The sequence below is a fragment of the Bacillus sp. Root131 genome (assembly GCF_001429475.1).
GTDB lineage: Bacteria > Bacillota > Bacilli > Bacillales > Bacillaceae_G > Bacillus_A > Bacillus_A thuringiensis_S.
This window is the reverse complement of sequence record NZ_LMJQ01000006.1, coordinates 142,777-160,698: the sequence shown is the minus strand read 5'-3', so window position 1 is coordinate 160,698 and position 17,922 is coordinate 142,777. Positions and strand designations below refer to the sequence as shown.

Genomic DNA, 17,922 nt, shown 5'->3' with positions numbered 1-17,922 from the left:
ATGTCCCAATTTCGGACATCTCTTTTTATAATAAAGGGGATAATAACCGGTACGTTGATTCAACAATTCGTCTATGAAGACGCCTTTTATGAAAATGATCGACATGAATTTCACTTGATTCTTCTAAATCATCTTTAAAGTCTTGAACAAGTCTTTTAATGCTATCTGTATCATATAAAAAGGCATTTACTTCAAAATTCAAATGAAAACTTCTCATATCCATATTAGCTGTCCCAATTGAAGCTAAATCAGAATCGACAATGACAACTTTACTATGGAGAAAACCTTTTTCATACTCATATATCTTTACCCCTGCATCTAAAAGCTCTGGGAAGTACGATCTCGATGCGTAAAAGACAGTACGCTTATCAGGCTTACTCGGCATTAACAAACGAACATCAATACCAGCAAGCGCAGCTACCTTTAATGCGGATAAAATATCATCATCCGGAATGAAATACGGCGTTGCAATCCAAATAGATTTCCGAGCAGAAGCGATCATTGCGAAATATAAATGCTTAATCGTTTCCCACTTATTATCAGGGCCGCCTGCAACGAGCTGCACGCCTCCCCAATGATCACCCTCAACTGCTTTTGCTTGTAAATATTCAGGAGCTAGCACAGCCTCTCCAGTCATATAAAACCAATCTTGAAGGAAAATAAGCTGTAAACTTTGAACCGCTTCACCACGTAAATACAAATGCGTGTCTCGCCAAAAGCCAAAATATTTACTTTTCCCTAAATACTCATCACCGATATTTAATCCGCCTACAAACCCTTCGTTCCCATCAATCACAACAATTTTCCTATGATTTCGATAATTAATCTTATCGTTTAAAATCGGAAAGCGCACAGGAAAAAACGGAATCATTTCAACACCTGCATCGTTTAATTCTTCAATATACGATTTTGATAACTTAAAACTTCCAACCGCATCATATAAAAAACGAACAACAACGCCTTCTTTTGATTTTTGTATTAAAATATCTTTAATTTCTGTTCCTAATTTATCATCACGCACAATGTAATATTCCATATGAATGTGATGTTTTGCTCGTTTTAATCCATCTAAAATGGCCTGAAACGTTTCATCTCCATTTGTTAATGTCCTCGTTTCAGTTTGAAATGAAATATTTAAAGCGCCTAAGCGATCCGCTAAACGAAATAACAGCTCTTGATGCTTATGATTGCGTAAAATTCTTTCTTCGTAATCTTCATGCCCTTTATATTGTAAAAACGCCTGTTCATCAAGTAACGCCTTCTTTTGAAACATTCTTTTTCTCCGAAAATTTTGTCCAAATAATAAATAAGCAAAGAAGCCAAATACCGGAAAAATCCCTAACACAATTAACCATGTAAGTGTTTTAGATGGATGGCGATTTTCTAAGAAAATAACGCAACCAATTAAAAACGCAGATACTGTAAATAAAATACTAATAATACCTAAAATCGAAACATCTTTTATCCCAATCACATCTGAATAAAATGCTACATCAATAAACATACGTAACGAAACAAATAATGCGAACAATAGCAGGATAAAGAAAATCAGCTTTAACGTATTTTTCATCTCTTACCTCCTAACTAAGAAAGCTTTCCTATTCTTCATATAAAAAGCCGATTTCATACTACAGAAATCGGCCTACGTTTTAGCAGGAAAATTATTGCGAATCGTTTCAAGCGCATGCTCTTTCACAATTTGTTTTCCATACTCACTTACACGATGAATTGTTAAAGTTGATTCTTCCCCATATTCTAAAATAATACTTAAAATACGATCGATTTCTTCTTCATCATGTAGCACTTCATCGAATTCCACATATACATAATAGCGGTTCTCAAATGAATACAGCTCATCTTTTATATCTTCAAAGATAAGACGATGACTTAATGAAATGACATCTTCAAAATCATTAAATTTAATTAAAAAGCCAAACGTACCATCTTCATTAAAGTTTGTTCCTGTTTGTTCTTCTACCTCTTCGACTAACTCTTGTTGGAATAATGATTCGATGCCTTCATCTAGAGGAATATCTATAATTTTGTCTACCCCTATCGGTAGTTCCAGCTTTTGTCCGTCCTTTGAAAGCTCTGCTTTCGTGACAAGTACTTCAATCCCTTTATCGACTGCTTGCACTTGAATCCATAACGGCCCATCAATAAAGAAATCGTCATGATCACGAGCTTCGTCCATCATCTCCCAAAAGAGCTCTTCACTTCGTTCGCGATCATACCAAATTTCTTCACGATTAAATCCTCTATCCTCTATATCAATGTACGTAATAAAAAATTTCATCGTATGATCATTAATTCTTTCAATATCCAAAATACAACTCTCCCTTCCTGCTTAGAATTGTTATGAAGGGATTCCCCACTCATATGACAAATCAATAGATTCTTGTACTCTCATTTTATGATAAGATTCTCCAGAATGGAAATAAAATCGATTTATTTTACAAAAATAGTTATATGCCTATCTTTACTCGATCAACTACATAAATATATTATTATAGCGATTTCTTACTTACAAAAAATTTGGACATACATTTCCACATTCCCCCGTACACTTTAATAAAGTGAAACTTCTATTGGAAGAGATTATTTAACAACAACTTTCTTCATCACATACATACAGTTCGCTTATTAAAACATCATAAATGGAGGCAGACGAATGGACTTAGAGTTTTTAACATCCGTACTAATGATTGTCGGTATCGATGTTGTATTAGGTGGTGACAATGCAATTGTCATCGCACTAGCTAGCCGAAATTTACCTGAATCGAAACGAAATAAAGCTATTTTGATTGGTACTCTTTTAGCAATCGTACTAAGAATTGCCCTTACTATATTAGCTGTCTATTTACTCGACATTCCATTTCTACAACTGATTGGCGGGGTTTTACTTACATTAATTGCAGTCAATTTATTAACTGATAATAACAACGATCTTTCTGCTATTCAAGGAAAAACAACTTTATTCCAAGCTGTGCGGACAATTGTTTTCGCGGATCTCGTTATGGGGTTTGATAATGTTATTGCCATTGCAGGTGCAGCTCACGGGAGATTTTTACTCGTCATAATTGGCTTACTCATTTCTATCCCTATTATTATTTGGGGCAGCAAACTTATTTTAATACTTATGGAACGATTTCCATTCCTCATTTATTGCGGTGCAGCGATTCTTGCCTATACTGCAGGAAAAATGGTTACACATGAAGACAGACTTGCCACCTTTTTTCATAACAACCCAAGTTTCACTGCAAGCATTCCTTATTTGTTCATTTTCACTATTTTATGCATCGGCTTTATCGTACAACAAGTTCGATTACGCAATGTGAAACATTAAAAAAAACCTTCTACTATATAATAGGTAGAAGGTTTTCATATTATTATAATTAATTTACAAGACGTTGTGCTTCACGTAATTGGAACGTTCTTACTGTACGTGGTAAGAAACGGCGAATTTCGTCTTCGTTGTAACCAACTTGAAGGCGTTTCTCGTCAATCATAATTGGACGACGTAAAATCCCTGGATAGTCACGAATCATCTTATATAAATCTTGAAGTGGTAAAGATTCTAAGTTTACATTCAATTCTTGGAAAACTTTCGAACGAGTAGAAATAATCTCATCCGTTCCGCTTTCTGTCATACGTAAAATCTCTTTAATTTCCTCAATTGTTAATGGATCTGAGAAAATATTACGTTCTGTATAGGGAATATGATTTTCCTCTAGCCATAATTTCGCCTTTCTACAAGACGTACAGCTTGGAGAACTATATAATGTTACCATACAAAGCTCACTCTCCTTAAAGAGTACAAATTCTGTACTAAATACAGTTTTAATTTCTAACTTCAGCAATTTTTCGCGATAACTTGTCTTATTGAAAAGTACAAAAATCGCATTTCATGTAAGCAACAACTTATAATAAACAACAATTACTTTTAATAAGTAACTTCTATAATCATTATACAATAGATTTTGCAAGAAATATACAGTAAATTTCCTGCTAGTTGAGAAAACTCTTCCGTGTATTCCACTGCTATGTAACATGATTACGCTCAATTTATCTGTACTTGAACAATAACTTTCAACCCTTTCAATACTCATTTCCCCTAGATTTTTCATATAATATATAGTTATTTATCTATAATCTTCCCTATGAAAAAGAGAACGTTTTCTTACTTTTTCCTGATAAATCAATTAAGAAATGTAAGACTATACAAATGAGAATGAAAAGGAACATTTGTTCTTATTTTAACAAATATTCTCCCTCCTGTCCACACGATTTCTAAAGTAAATTATTTTTTTCTGACATTTCTTTCTTTTTTATTTTTTATCTCATACAATAAACATACAGACAGGCAAAGGGGGAGTTTGCAAATGATTGCTTTTTTTGTTGATTTTATTACGGTTGCTGCCCTCATCATCGGAATAACAGCATTGATTGGTGTCATTACAAATAGCATTGGCGAAAAGCTCTTTGGCGGAAAAGAAAAAATGAAGTTTGTTAACAAAAGTTTGGATGTACAATCCGGCTGGAATCAAGTTGGCGGAAAAGGCATTTATAAGAAACGCACGTATTAAAAAAAGCAGGTGGTTAGCCTGCTTTTTTTATTTCCCTACGGATGCCCATTTGAAGCTCACATCAGGGCCATATTTATGGTTGTACATATCTTTAATTGTTTCTCTTTGTAAGTATGCTCTACCACGTTGGTATACTGGAACAATCGCAGCGTCATCAAGTAACATTTTTTCTGCCTCAAGTAAGTTTTTCCAGCGAGCATTTACATCGCTTCCATCTTTTTTCGCTTTCATAATGATTTCATCGTATTTCGGATTAGAGTACTTCATCTTATTTTGTGACCCATCTGTTACAAACATATCAAGATATGTGATCGGATCTGGGAAGTCTGCCCCCCATCCAGAGAATGACATGACATAATCACCCGCATCTTCTAATTTCAACTTTTGTGCGAATGGTTGTTGTTTAATTTTCACTGTTAAGCCTGGTAAATTCTTTTCCAGTTCACCTTTTAAATATTCACCAGTTTTCTTAGATAATTCAACATCTTCATTTAATAACTCTAATTCAATTTCATTTTTTCCAAGCTCTTTTGTACCAGCTTCCCAATATTTTTTTGCTTCTTTCACATTTGGTTTTACAATATCACCATTTTCAGCACGGAAATCCTTTTTATCCGGACCTTTAATGAAGTTATCAGGAATTAATCCTGTTGCTGGCTTAGAACCGTTATTTAATAATGTATCAACGAACGGCTTACGATCAAAAGCAAGGGAAATTGCTTTACGAATATTTTTATTTGCTAAAGCTGGATCTTTTTGATTTAAGCGTAGGAAAAATACAGATGTCTCTTCTACTGTTTTGAAATCTGGTTTTCCTTTATATTTATCGATGAACTCTGCTAATAACGTCGCTCGATCGATTGCATTTGTTTCATATAAGTTAATTGGCGTAGATGTATCTTTTACAATATTAAAGTTTACTTCTTCAAGCTTCACTTCTTTATTGTCCCAATATGATGAGCTCTTTGTCATTTTAAAACTGCGTTCATGTTGCCAATCACTTAATGTAAATGGTCCGTTGTAAAGCGTTGTGTTCGCTTCCAAACCAAACTTCGCACCTTGCTCTTTCACAAATTTCTCATTTACAGGATAAAAGATTGGATATACCATTAAATCTACAAGATATGGAATAGAATTGTCTAATTCTACTTCTAATGTGTAATCATCAATTGCTTTTACACCTAATTGATCAGGACTCATCTCTTTTTTATTAATTTTCTCTGCATTTTTTATATCATACATAATGTATGCTGATTTCGCAGCTGTGTCTGGGTTGATTGCTCTTTGCCATGCGTATACAAAATCTTTCGCCGTTAAAGGCTCACCGTTTGACCATTTCGCGTCTTCACGTAATTTAAATGTATATTTTTTACCGTCTTCTGACTTTTTAAATTCTTTTGCTACACCTGGAACTAACTTATCATCTTTTCCAAGGCGGTATAGACCTTCCATCGTGTTGTTCATTACTTTTGAAGAAACTGCGTCAGCTGATAATGCTGGGTCCATCGTTGGAATTTCTTGTGTTTCAATTAAATTAAGAACTTGCTTCGCACCGCTTTTCCCGCTATCCCCTTTTGCGTTTGCTTGCGGTTCATCTTTTTGGTAGCTACATGCCCCTAATATCATGCTCATTGCTACTGTTGATACTACAAAAACTGGTATCTTTTTTTTCATACTTCCACCCTCCAAAAAATGTTAGCCCTTTCATTTTCAAACAGAAAGAAATATATATATGTTCTAATAATTCATATTATACACACAAATATATTTTTTGTATATTTATATTTCTATTTCATTAAAATTTTCTGTTAAAAAATATATCTTTGTAAACGTTTTATATTGTCTATTTTCCTTACTAAAGTGCCAAAAATAATTATTTTTATATTTTTCTAAATTATCAGAGAAAAATAAATTTTATATTTTATAATATTTTATGTATAATTATCCCACCCTTTTCAACATAAAATAGCAGGCCCTTCATATTAAAAATATATAGGCTAAAATGAGTGCAAAGGATAAGAAAGTATGTTACGATACATTTTGCTAAAAATAGATATCGGTAAAGAGGGGACGGACATGACAGCAATTCAGGCAAAAAATGGGCCGACAGAAAAATTAAGTTTATTCTTATTAACATGGCCTATTTTTCTAGAAGTTTTTCTTTTTATGTTGATGGGGATCGCTGATACTTTCATGTTAAGTGCATTATCAGACGATGCTGTATCTGGGGTTGGTGCAGCGAATCAATATCTCCATATTGCGATTTTGGTATTAGAAGTCATCGGGAACGGCGCTGCTATCGTTGTATCTCAATACCTCGGTTCCAGACGCTTTATGGAAGCATCTAAAATATCAGCATTAGCCGTCACATTAAATTTAATAGTTGGGCTCGTTATAAGCGCTGGTTTTCTTTTATTTTCGAAACATATGATGCTCGCAATGAACTTACAAGGCGATGTACTAACGTATGCGCAAAACTACTTATCTATCGTCGGAGGGGCAATCTTCCTGCAAGCTATCATTAACTCATTAGCCGCAATTATCCGTGTACACGGTTTTACAAAGCAAGCGATGTTTATTTCACTCGGAATGAATATTATTCATATCGCTGGAAACTACGTACTCATTTTCGGGAAATTTGGTTTCCCTGAGCTCGGTGTACAAGGGGCTGCAATTTCTTCCGCTATCAGTCGATTGATCGCACTTATTGTTTTCTTCTGGTTACTATATCGCGTTATGGAATATCGTGTGAAATTACAATATTACTTCACTTTATCCAAAGAATACATTGGAAAAATTTTAAAAATCGGCATTCCATCTGCATTTGAACAAGTGATGTATCAAGCTTGTCAAATCGTCTTCCTTTATTACGCAACGTACTTAGGAACGGAATCATTAGCTGCTAGACAATACGCTACTAACATTTCCATGTTCACTTATTTATTTGCAATTGCGATTGGTATGGGAACAGCCATTATTATTGGCCGCCTTGTTGGTGGTGGCGAAAAGGATGAAGCATACGAACGTTTGTGGAAAAGTGTAAAATGGGCGATAGGTGTAACTTTATGTATGGTCGCTCTCGTTATTACATTCCGTACACAATTAATGGGACTGTTTACAGATAATCCGCACATTATCGGGTTAGGCGCAAGTGTTCTTTTACTAAGTGTACTACTTGAAACGGGACGTACGATGAACATCGTCATCATTAATTCGCTTCGTGCAGCTGGTGATGCAAAATATCCTGTTTTAATCGGTGCATTTTCTATGGTGTTAATGAGTTTACCACTAGGTTACTTTTTCGCCTTTCATTTAGATATGGGGCTCGTGGGTATTTGGCTAGCGATCGCCATCGACGAATGGACACGTGCCATTATTATGTTCTTCCGCTGGAAAAGTAGAGCTTGGGAACGTTACGCACTAGTTAAACCTGAAGAACAAGAAGAGAGTATTTCTGTTCAAGTTTAGTAATTTTATATAGTAGAAAAAAGAGCCCTCCTTCCGCAATGGAAGAATGGCTCTTTTTTATTGATAGATTTCTTTATATTTCTTATACTCTGCTTCAGAACATAGTACGAAATGTCCTGGACGAATTTCACGCATTGTTGGCACTTCGCTACCGTAATCATGCTGCGATGGATCGTATACGATACGTTTACGATTACGCTCATAATCTGGATCTGGTAGCGGAATTGCTGATAATAGTGATTTCGTATATGGATGAACTGGATTCGCATATAACTCTTCACTTGTTGTCAGTTCTACAATTTGACCACGGTACATTACGCCGATGCGGTCACTAATGTATTTTACCATCGATAAATCATGGGCAATGAATAAGTATGTTAAGCCTTTTTCTTTTTGTAACTTTTTCAGTAAGTTTACAACTTGCGCCTGAATCGATACGTCAAGTGCTGAGATCGGCTCATCGGCAATGATAAATTCTGGTTCTACAGCAAGCGCTCGAGCGATACCGATACGCTGACGTTGTCCACCTGAGAATTCGTGTGGGAAACGGTTTGCGTGCTCTTTATTTAAACCAACTGTGTTTAGTAGTTCATGAACACGGTCCATGCGCTCTTTTTTACTTTTCGCTAATCCGTGAATATCAATACCTTCTGCGATAATATCCCCTACTGTCATACGAGGATTTAGTGATGCGTATGGATCTTGGAAAATCATTTGCATTTTACGGTTGAATTTCTTCAATTCTGTGCGTGATTTCTTACCATGTACGTTTTCACCATCGAATAATACTTCACCAGCAGTTGCATCATATAAACGAATAATCGTTCTTCCAGTTGTTGATTTACCACAACCTGATTCTCCTACAAGACCAAATGTTTCTCCGCGGTAAATATCAAATGAAATATCATTAACCGCTTTGACAACACCACCACTCACGTCGAAGTGCTGCTTTACATTTTTTACTTCAATTAATTTCTCACGTTGTTTAGTCATGTTGTTCACCTGCTTTCATTTGAAGAATACGTTTTTCAACAACTGCCGGCGGTTTTACTTCTGGAGCTTGCTCGTGAAGTAACCAAGTTGCCGCATAGTGTGTATCACTTACTTTAAATAAAGGCGGTTCCATTTCAAAATCAATTTTCAGCGCCTGTGGGTTACGTGGTGCAAAAGCATCACCCTTTGGCGGCTTCAATAAATCCGGAGGCGTTCCAGGAATTGCGTATAACTCTTCCTCTGAACCATCTAAACTTGGCATAGATGCGATTAAGCCCCAAGTATATGGATGTTTCGGATTATAGAAAATTTCATCTACAGTTCCAATTTCAACAACTTTACCAGCATACATAACTGCCACTCGGTCAGCAACGTTTGCTACTACACCTAAGTCATGCGTAATGAAAATAATTGCCGCTTCTGTTTTTTGCTGAATGTCTTTCATAAGTTCTAAAATTTGTGCCTGAATCGTAACGTCTAGCGCTGTTGTCGGCTCATCGGCAATTAATAATTTCGGGTTACAAGCTAACGCCATCGCAATAACTACACGCTGTCTCATACCACCTGAGAATTGGTGAGGATATTGTTTTAAACGTGCTTCTGGATTTGGAATACCTACAAGGTCGATTAATTCTAACGCAACTTTACGTGCGTCTCCTCTACTCATCCCTTGGTGTTTAATAAGACCTTCCATAATTTGATTCCCAATTGTCATCGTTGGATTTAATGATGTCATTGGATCTTGGAAAATCATCGCGATATCTTTACCACGAACTTGCTGCATTTCTTTTTCCGTTAATTTCGTTAAATCACGACCGTCAAATACAATCTCTCCATTTTTAATACGGCCTGGAGGATTTGGGATTAACCCCATTAGCGCTTTAGAAGTAACTGATTTCCCAGAACCAGACTCTCCTACAATCGCTAATGTTTCCCCTTTTTTCAAATCAAAAGTAACTCCGCGCACTGCTTGTACTTCACCTGCATGTGTATCAAAGGAGACTTGTAAATCTTTTACCTCTAACAATGTTTTCATTTTTACTTCTCCCTCCTCATTTACTTACGCATTTTTGGATCTAACGCATCGCGTAATCCATCTGCCATTAAGTTGAATGCTAGAATTAACATACTGATGACAACCGCAGGGATGAACATCATGTGTGGATACGTTTGAATAGATTTATAACCATCATTTACAAGAGAACCAAGTGACGCGAATGGTGGCTGAATTCCTAAACCAATGAAACTTAAGAACGCTTCACCAAACACCGCTGATGGAATTGTGAACATTGTCATTACGATAATAGGTCCCATTACGTTTGGAATTAAATGTTTCACAATTAATTGTGTATTTGTTGCACCTAATGTACGAGATGCTAATACATATTCTTGGTTTTTTAACTTTAGGATTTGTCCACGAACAATCCGCGACATCCCTATCCAACCCGTAATCGCCATCGCGAGTGTAATTGACCAAATACCAGATCCCATAATGATTACCATTAAAATAACGATGATTAAGTATGGAATACCGTTAATAATCTCCATAATACGTTGCATAATATTATCTACTCTACCGCCGTAGAATGCTGAAATACCTCCGTATGCAACCCCAATTACTAAGTCAATTGCTGCTGCTAAAAGAGCGATATATAATGATACGCGTGTACCTTCCCATGTTCTTGTCCATAAGTCACGGCCAAGATCATCTGTACCAAACCAGAAGTACTCTTTAATATCACGTTTTTCATATTGGTCAACACCATATTGATCTGTACCGTCAAATGGTAACCAATGAACATTTTCAATAACTGGAATTTTTGGTGGTAATTTCGCACGACCTAAATCTTGCTCTTTATACGAGTGTTTACTTACCATCGGTCCAAAAATCGCTAATAGCGCAATGATTACTAATAATACAAGGCCAAGCATCGCACCTTTATGTTGGAACAAACGTCTTCTTACATCTTGCCAAAACGTTAAGCTTGGACGGGCAATGACTTCATTATCAACATTATTTTGATTGGCTTGTTGAAATAAATCTGGAGATAATTTTTGTACATCTTTCATCATTTTTTCCCTCCCGCTAAACGAATACGAGGATCAATAATTCCGTATAAAATATCGACAATGAAAATAACTAAAATGAAGATTGCACTATAGAAAATCGTAGTTCCCATAATAACTGTATAGTCATTTAAAGTAATCGATTTAACGAATTGTTCCCCAAGTCCTGGTACAGCATAAATTTGCTCGATAACAAGTGTTCCTGTAATTAATGCCGCAACCATTGGTCCTAAAATTGTTACAACTGGAATTAACGCGTTACGAAGTGCGTGTTTTACAATGATAACGCCTTGACTAATTCCTTTTGCTTTCGCTGTTAAAATATAGTCTGACTGCATAACTTCAATTAATTCTGCACGAGAGAAACGTGCGATTGTTGCGATAACTCCCATCGATAATGCAATTGTAGGCATTACAGTAAACTCTGGTCCTTTCCAGAATGCTACCGGGAACCAACCAAGTTTTACCCCTACGAAATATTGTAGTAATGCGGCGAATACGAATGATGGTACCGACATTCCGAGTACCGAAATAACTGTTGCACTATAATCCACCCACGTATTATTACGAAGTGCGGCAACAATACCTAAAATTAAACCGATAAATGTCCCTAATATAATCGCTTGTAAACCTAATTGGGCTGATGGTCCAATACGATCCACAATCATGTCTGTTACTGGGCGGTTATCATATTGGAATGATACCCCTAAATCACCTTTTGCTAAGTTACCTAAGTAACGTGCGTATTGAACTGGTACCGGATCATTTAATCCGTATTTTTCAAGAATGATTTCTTTTTGTGCCGGTGATAGCTTCTCCTGGTTTTTAAGCGGAGAACCCGGAAGTAATTTCATCAAAAAGAAAGTCAGTGTAGTAATTAAAAATAATGTCAAAGCCATGTACACGAAACGTTTTAATACATAACGTCCCATAGTCAAGCACCTCCCCGTTTTTCTCAAAAGCAATAAGATAGTTTAAAATATTCTTACTTTTATTTTTTTAAAATAAGAGCATATGCCCATCATAGGCATATACCCTTGTAAACGATGGAAAAAAAAGATTATTTTTGTTCAACAGATGCCCATTTGTAAGTTAATTTACCACCATAGTTAATTGGGATAATATCTTTTACGGCACCTTTTACTACATACGCTGAACCTTTTTGGAAGATTGGAGTGATAACTGCATCTTCTTTAATTAACATCTTCTCTACTTCTAGAAGGTTGTTCCAGCGAGCTTGTAAATCTTTTGTATCTGTTTTAGCTTTTAGGATTAACTCATCATACTTCTGATTAGAATACCCTGTTTTATTTTGAGAACCATTCGTAACAAACATATCTAAATATGAGATTGGATCTGGGAAATCTGGTCCCCAAATACCAAACGCAATATCATATTGCTGAGAATCTTCTAATTTATTTTTTTGTGCGAATGGTTGCTGTTTAATTTTAATTGATAAACCTGGTAAGTTCTTTTCTATCTCACCTTTTAAGAATTCACCAACTTTTTTAGCATCTTCATTATCAAAGTTTAAGAATTCTAGTTCGATTTTATCAGTTCCAAGCTCTTTCTTCGCTGTTTCCCAAAGCTTTTTCGCTTCTTTTGGATTTGTTTCAACTAGCTTTCCATTTTCAGCTCGGAAATCTTTTTTATTCGGACCTTCAGCGAAATCTTTTCCAACAAATCCGTAAGCTCCAATTGCACCGTTATTTAAAATAACTTTCGCAATGTTATCACGGTCAAAGGACATTGAAATTGCTTTTCTTAAGTTTTTATTACTTAAGTACTGATTACTTTGATTAAATCTTAAGTAAGCAACCCCTGCTTCTTTTCTTGTTTGGAACTCTGGGCTTTGTCTAAACTTATCAACAAATTCAGACGTTAAAGCCGCACGATCAATCGCGTTTGTCTCATATAAATTTACATCAGTTGCTGTATTTTTTACAATATTAAAGTTGATTTCTTCGATTTTAACCGTTTTATTATCCCAATATGAAGGATTCTTCTTGAATTGGAAACTTTGTTCATGTTTCCAATCACTCATAACGAATGGACCGTTATATAATGTTGTATTTGCCTCTAAACCAAACTTATCACCTTGTGCTTTTACAAAGTTTTCATTTAGCGGGTAAAATACTGGATAAACTGTTAAATCGATAAAGTAAGGAACGGGATTGTCTAATTCCACTTCTAATGTATAATCGTCAATCGCTTTTACACCTAATTGGTCAGCAGGTAATTCTTTTTTATGAATTTTCTCTGCATTTTTAATATCGAACATAATGTACGAATACGTTGCTTTTGTATCTGGATTTACGGCTCTTTTCCATGAATACACAAAGTCTTTAGCTGTTACAGGTTCCCCATTTGACCATTTCGCATCTTTTCTTAATTTAAATATGTATTTCTTCCCATCATCTAGCTTTTCGACATCTTCTGCAACGCCAGGCATTCTCTTTTGATCTTTGCCAATACGATATAAACCTTCCATCGTATTATTTAATGCTGTAGAAGATGAAGAGTCAGATGCTAATGATGCATCCATTGACGGAATTTCAGATAACTCTGTTAAATTAAGAATCTGTTTTCCGTTACTACTACTCATAGCGTTCTCTTTCCCTTTTGCTTTTGCATCATCTTTTTGGTAGCTACACGCGCCAAGCAACATACTTGCAGTTAAAGTTGATGCAAGTAATAACGGTATCTTTTTCTTCATGTTGTGTTGCCTCCCCTAATTGCACTTCCTGTACCCTCACTTGTTAAAAAGTAGAATTGAAAGAATAATCTCCAAGTTTCTACAATTTTCATTATACATATAATACGACGATTGTGAATATAGTTTTTTGTTTTTTTGTTAAAATTTTTAATAAAATGTTTATATTTTTAATTTTTCGTAAAGGGATACGTTAACATTGCTACCATCATCTTAAAATCAGACCTTTAATTGTGTATAATTTTCAAAAAATTATTTCTAGTACTTATTATAGCTTTTATAGTATAATAATTCTAGTAATATTTTGACGGAGGGGAATATTTTGAATAAAGTTTTTTTTCATACTTGTATACTAATTTTTATAGCGATGATTGCTTCTAGTATTGGTGCATTCCTCATTTCATCTCAATTTTTGTTGAACTTTGTCAACATCTCGTTTTATATCGCGCTATTTTTTATTCTGATAGGTGGTTTTTTATTCATATTTCAAAATGGATTTTTCAATGTAACTCTTTACGCTTTCCAGAGAGTATTTGGCACGAACAAAAAGATTGACTCTTTAATTGAAGAAGTCGAGGAACCTACAGATAAGAAAGAACGTATTTATAAAACATATTCATTCAAATGGACATATCCAATTTGTATTACAGGTATCGTTCTTGGGTTGTTCTCGACCCTCATTAGCTTTACTATTTTGATGTAGTTTGCAAACACTATCCCATATGATATAATAATTAGCAAAACATTTTGTTATAAAACTTTAGTTCTTTCATATTAAAAGAGCTCAAGTAACAATAAATAAATTTATATGTATGCGATGATAAAGAAGAGTACATATTGATGCAATTTCAGAGAGCTTGTGGTCGGTGTGAACAAGTAATTGTACAGTATGGAATGGGCTTTTGAGCACCAAACCGAACCGAAAGTAGTAGGCCTTGGCGTTATATCCAGACGTTACTATGGATTAGAGAGATTTCACAGTAGTGAAATAATTAGGGTGGTACCGCGGTCCATTCGTCCCTATAGTTTTTTGGGATGAATGGGCTTTTTTGTTTGCCTTCTCTTCCCTATCACGCATTCAAATTTAGGAGGAAATAATTATGTCAGTTATCTTTTCTGGTATTCAGCCAAGCGGAACGATTACACTTGGAAACTATTTAGGGGCTATGAAGCAATTTACAGAGCTTCAAAACGAACACGATTGCTATTTCTGTATTGTAAACCAACATGCCATTACAGTACCTCAAGATCCTATACAACTTCGCAAAAACATTCGTAGTCTTGCTGCACTTTATGTAGCATGCGGCATCGATCCTGAAAAAGCTACTTTATTTGTACAATCAGAAGTACCTGCACACGCTCAACTAGGATGGATCATGCAATCTGTTGCTTACGTTGGAGAATTAGAGCGTATGACACAATATAAAGATAAAGCTTCAGGTAGAGATTCAGTTCCAGCTGGATTACTTACGTATCCACCATTAATGGCTGCTGATATTTTACTTTATAACACAGAAATCGTACCTGTTGGTGATGACCAAAAACAACATATGGAATTAACACGTGATCTAGCAGAGCGTTTCAACAAACGCTTCCGTGAAGTGTTCATAGTTCCTGAAATTCGTATTCCAAAAGTAGGAGCTCGCGTTATGTCATTAACCGAACCTACGAAAAAAATGAGTAAATCTGATCCGAATCCAAAATCAATGATCAGTATGCTTGATGAACCAAAAACAATTGATAAGAAAATTAAAAGTGCTGTAACAGATTCAGAAGGTATCGTGAAATTCGATAAAGAAAATAAACCTGGAATCTCTAACCTATTAACAATTTACTCTTCATTCTCAGGAAAAACAGTTGAAGAGATAGAAGCAATGTACGAAGGAAAAGGATACGGCGACTTCAAAGGCGACTTAGCACAAGTAGTCGTAGAAGCAATTCGCCCAATCCAAGACAAATATAACGAACTAATCAGCTCCCCAGAACTAGACGAAATTCTAGACAAAGGTGCCGAAAAAGCAAACCGCGTTGCATTCAAACAACTACGCAAAGTAGAAAACGCAATGGGACTAAGCAGAAAACGTAGGTAACATAAAAAGCGGAGGCGACTGCTTAGCCCTGACGGCTAAAGTTCTTTCCCACAGAAGGTGCTTTTTACCTTCTCGTGGGGAAGGTTCTTAGACGCGAAGGGCTAGGAGCCGGAGCTAAATTACATATAAAGTGGAAGCGGCTCGTTTAGAATGTGAGGGGGATGGAGCTCCTGACGTAAAGGCGCTTTTTGCCTCGCAGGAAGGCGCGAAGCCACCGAACATTCTTGCCGCTGGAGCTGGATTTCACCAAATTAAAAAACCGCCAATTGGCGGTTTTTTAATTTACCTTTTGCTCATTTTCCATTTCCCATAACTTTTCAAAAAACGGCTGTCCTTTTACAAGGCGCTCGCATAATTGTTCGTGCTTCTCAGACCAGCCTGATTTCGCTTCATCATATAGTCTTGCCCAAATATCTTCAAATTCCATATGTTGGACCGTTCCATATGCTGACGGATCCCACTCTGTGTACCAATAGCGAATTTCCGCTGTATTTTTCGTTGTATGTAATTGATCTAACGCCATAAATAATAATTGTTTTAGTTGTCTTTCTTTACGAGTCAAGCCATTCATAATGAAAGGCGATGGTGATAAAATGTGGTGTTCTTTTTCTGTTTCTTCTACTTGGAACTCATACTTTTCTGCTTGTACGTTTTCTACCATCTCATATACCATCTGCTCTTGCCGTGGTATAAGTCTGCTTTTACGAATAGGTACATTGTAACCAATTGTATCAATCGCAATAATTCCTTTTCCATCTGTAACAACAAAGCAATACTCTTGCTGCAAACGTTCATGATTTTTACGAATATAAGCCTTATGATGTACGTCTTCCAACAATTTTTGCGGAAGCTCTAACAATTCGTCCTCGATGTAATGATATAATGTGGCATCTACTTTTAATAATGGCACTTGATCTAATAGCTCAATCGTATCATCTTTCCGCCATTCGTAAAAATGACAAACGTTATACCCATTCTCTTCACCTTCAAACCAATTTACCCATACATCATGTAGATATAACATTCACTACCCCTCACTTCACTACTGTTTGTATCAATCATTATGTTCAATTTTTCTTAACTTTATTCCACCTAAGGAAATATATTCTAATTATTATTTTTTCTTCTATTAATACTAAAAAAACAGGAAATAGAGCTCCTGTTTTTTTATATATGAAATGTATTTGCTTTATTCAATATTTCTTTTGCATCTATAGATAATAAAGAAAGTGTATCTTCTCCTTCCAATGTTACACAATCTTTGACAATATGAAATCCAAGCGCATAGCCAAGCATCTTTGGATAAGAGTGAAATCCATTTAATAAGATGTCGTGCTCCCTTGTTCCTCGTTTTATACTTATTCTTTCATGTACAACATTTTTCCAATAATAAATAGCCTCTTCTTTTGAAAGATACATCGTCCACGGTGCATTGTTTTTTTCTGAATATCTTTCCGTTACCGCTTGCTCAGCTAGCCCTTCCATAATCATCGTATCAAGTAATGTATATTCTGTTTCTTTCGTCTCAATTTGATGTAACCTGCATATGTGATGATATTCATGCGCCAATAACACCTTTAATTCTTCCACCGAATTCCGTCCACATACAAATAAGAAAATAACATGACGCATAGATAATCCAGCCCTACCGTTATACTCTTCTTGTACAGTTCGATTATAGGAATCTGATAATAAAATAAAGACAGGGACATCCGGACCTTTCAACCAATTTTTCAATTTATCATACTCCAAGCTCAACTCTTTCCAAATTTCCTTTTCCTCTAATTCTTTAATTTCCTTTTCCCCATGCATGACCGGACGATACATCCCTTTTGAAATTAAAAAGCGATACAACCTTTCTTTTGGCAACGGAATATACTTCGTAAATTTCTCACAAAGTTTTTCTGGCCGTCCATAATATAAATGTAGCCATTCAGCTGTTTCAATAACCCCCATCTTTATCCCTCCTTTTTTCTTATGTATATGCTACAAGAGAAAAAGACGT

16 protein-coding genes and 1 other annotated feature are annotated in these 17,922 nt (G+C 35.6%); of the genes, 5 read left to right on the top strand and 11 right to left on the bottom strand.

The features are described 5' to 3' along the window. Window positions 1-25 precede the first annotated feature (25 nt). Window positions 26-1,570, bottom strand: a complete 1,545-nt coding sequence (locus tag ASE54_RS18165; protein WP_000799189.1) for a cardiolipin synthase — start codon at window positions 1,568-1,570, stop codon at window positions 26-28. 72 nt (window positions 1,571-1,642) lie between these two features. Next, complete coding sequence (mecA, locus tag ASE54_RS18160) at window positions 1,643-2,326, bottom strand: adaptor protein MecA (protein WP_000350716.1); 684 nt, start codon at window positions 2,324-2,326, stop codon at window positions 1,643-1,645. 345 nt (window positions 2,327-2,671) lie between these two features. Here mecA and ASE54_RS18155 point away from each other — a divergent pair, with 345 nt between their 5' ends. Next, on the top strand, window positions 2,672-3,346 hold the full coding sequence (locus tag ASE54_RS18155) for a TerC family protein (RefSeq protein WP_000362600.1): 675 nt from the start codon (window positions 2,672-2,674) through the stop codon (window positions 3,344-3,346). A gap of 49 nt (window positions 3,347-3,395) precedes the next feature. On the opposite strand, the gene spx is transcribed toward ASE54_RS18155, so the two are convergent. After that, a complete protein-coding gene (spx, locus tag ASE54_RS18150) occupies window positions 3,396-3,791 on the bottom strand; it encodes a transcriptional regulator Spx (protein ID WP_000258267.1) in 396 nt (131 codons plus the stop codon). A gap of 591 nt (window positions 3,792-4,382) precedes the next feature. Between spx and ASE54_RS18145 the strand changes: the two genes are divergently transcribed. After that, window positions 4,383-4,586, top strand: a complete 204-nt coding sequence (locus ASE54_RS18145) for a hypothetical protein (RefSeq protein ID WP_000559983.1) — start codon at window positions 4,383-4,385, stop codon at window positions 4,584-4,586. A 27-nt stretch (window positions 4,587-4,613) separates the two neighbouring features. Here ASE54_RS18145 and ASE54_RS18140 read toward each other — a convergent pair whose 3' ends face one another. Continuing rightward, on the bottom strand, window positions 4,614-6,260 hold the full coding sequence (locus ASE54_RS18140) for a peptide ABC transporter substrate-binding protein (protein WP_000727253.1): 1,647 nt from the start codon (window positions 6,258-6,260) through the stop codon (window positions 4,614-4,616). Between the two features lie 351 nt (window positions 6,261-6,611). Here ASE54_RS18140 and ASE54_RS18135 point away from each other — a divergent pair, with 351 nt between their 5' ends. After that, the gene (locus ASE54_RS18135; protein ID WP_003309213.1) at window positions 6,612-8,054 is read left to right on the top strand and encodes an MATE family efflux transporter; all 1,443 of its coding nucleotides are present in this window, start codon (window positions 6,612-6,614) and stop codon (window positions 8,052-8,054) included. Between the two features lie 57 nt (window positions 8,055-8,111). Here ASE54_RS18135 and ASE54_RS18130 read toward each other — a convergent pair whose 3' ends face one another. From ASE54_RS18130 to ASE54_RS18110, 5 genes are all read right to left on the bottom strand, one after another. Then, on the bottom strand, window positions 8,112-9,047 hold the full coding sequence (locus tag ASE54_RS18130; RefSeq protein ID WP_000166354.1) for an ATP-binding cassette domain-containing protein: 936 nt from the start codon (window positions 9,045-9,047) through the stop codon (window positions 8,112-8,114). After that, window positions 9,040-10,083 carry an ABC transporter ATP-binding protein gene (locus tag ASE54_RS18125; RefSeq protein ID WP_000854341.1) on the bottom strand — a complete coding sequence of 348 codons (1,044 nt, stop codon included), beginning with the start codon at window positions 10,081-10,083 and terminating at the stop codon, window positions 9,040-9,042. Before ASE54_RS18125 ends, ASE54_RS18130 begins: the two co-directional genes overlap by 8 nt. Window positions 10,084-10,103: 20 nt before the next feature. Continuing rightward, the gene (opp3C, locus tag ASE54_RS18120; RefSeq protein ID WP_000974107.1) at window positions 10,104-11,120 is read right to left on the bottom strand and encodes an oligopeptide ABC transporter permease; all 1,017 of its coding nucleotides are present in this window, start codon (window positions 11,118-11,120) and stop codon (window positions 10,104-10,106) included. Then, window positions 11,117-12,046: an oligopeptide ABC transporter permease gene (gene opp3b, locus ASE54_RS18115; RefSeq protein WP_000534168.1), complete on the bottom strand. Its 930-nt coding sequence runs from the start codon at window positions 12,044-12,046 to the stop codon at window positions 11,117-11,119. Before opp3b ends, opp3C begins: the two co-directional genes overlap by 4 nt. Window positions 12,047-12,174: 128 nt before the next feature. After that, window positions 12,175-13,830, bottom strand: coding sequence for a peptide ABC transporter substrate-binding protein (locus ASE54_RS18110; RefSeq protein ID WP_000727206.1), 1,656 nt, complete (start codon window positions 13,828-13,830; stop codon window positions 12,175-12,177). 319 nt (window positions 13,831-14,149) lie between these two features. Between ASE54_RS18110 and ASE54_RS18105 the strand changes: the two genes are divergently transcribed. Next, complete coding sequence (locus tag ASE54_RS18105; RefSeq protein WP_001045002.1) at window positions 14,150-14,530, top strand: DUF3899 domain-containing protein; 381 nt, start codon at window positions 14,150-14,152, stop codon at window positions 14,528-14,530. A 105-nt stretch (window positions 14,531-14,635) separates the two neighbouring features. Then, window positions 14,636-14,852: a binding site (T-box leader), on the top strand. A 75-nt stretch (window positions 14,853-14,927) separates the two neighbouring features. Further along, window positions 14,928-15,917, top strand: coding sequence for a tryptophan--tRNA ligase (trpS, locus tag ASE54_RS18100; RefSeq protein ID WP_000110977.1), 990 nt, complete (start codon window positions 14,928-14,930; stop codon window positions 15,915-15,917). A 277-nt stretch (window positions 15,918-16,194) separates the two neighbouring features. Here trpS and ASE54_RS18090 read toward each other — a convergent pair whose 3' ends face one another. Both ASE54_RS18090 and ASE54_RS18085 read right to left on the bottom strand, forming a co-directional pair. Further along, entirely contained in the window at window positions 16,195-16,941 is a 747-nt protein-coding gene (locus tag ASE54_RS18090) for a YjbA family protein (protein ID WP_000966119.1), read from the bottom strand. A gap of 143 nt (window positions 16,942-17,084) precedes the next feature. Continuing rightward, window positions 17,085-17,873 (bottom strand): DUF2268 domain-containing putative Zn-dependent protease, encoded by a 789-nt coding sequence (locus tag ASE54_RS18085; RefSeq protein ID WP_000538198.1) that lies wholly within the window; start codon window positions 17,871-17,873, stop codon window positions 17,085-17,087. Window positions 17,874-17,922: the final 49 nt, after the last annotated feature.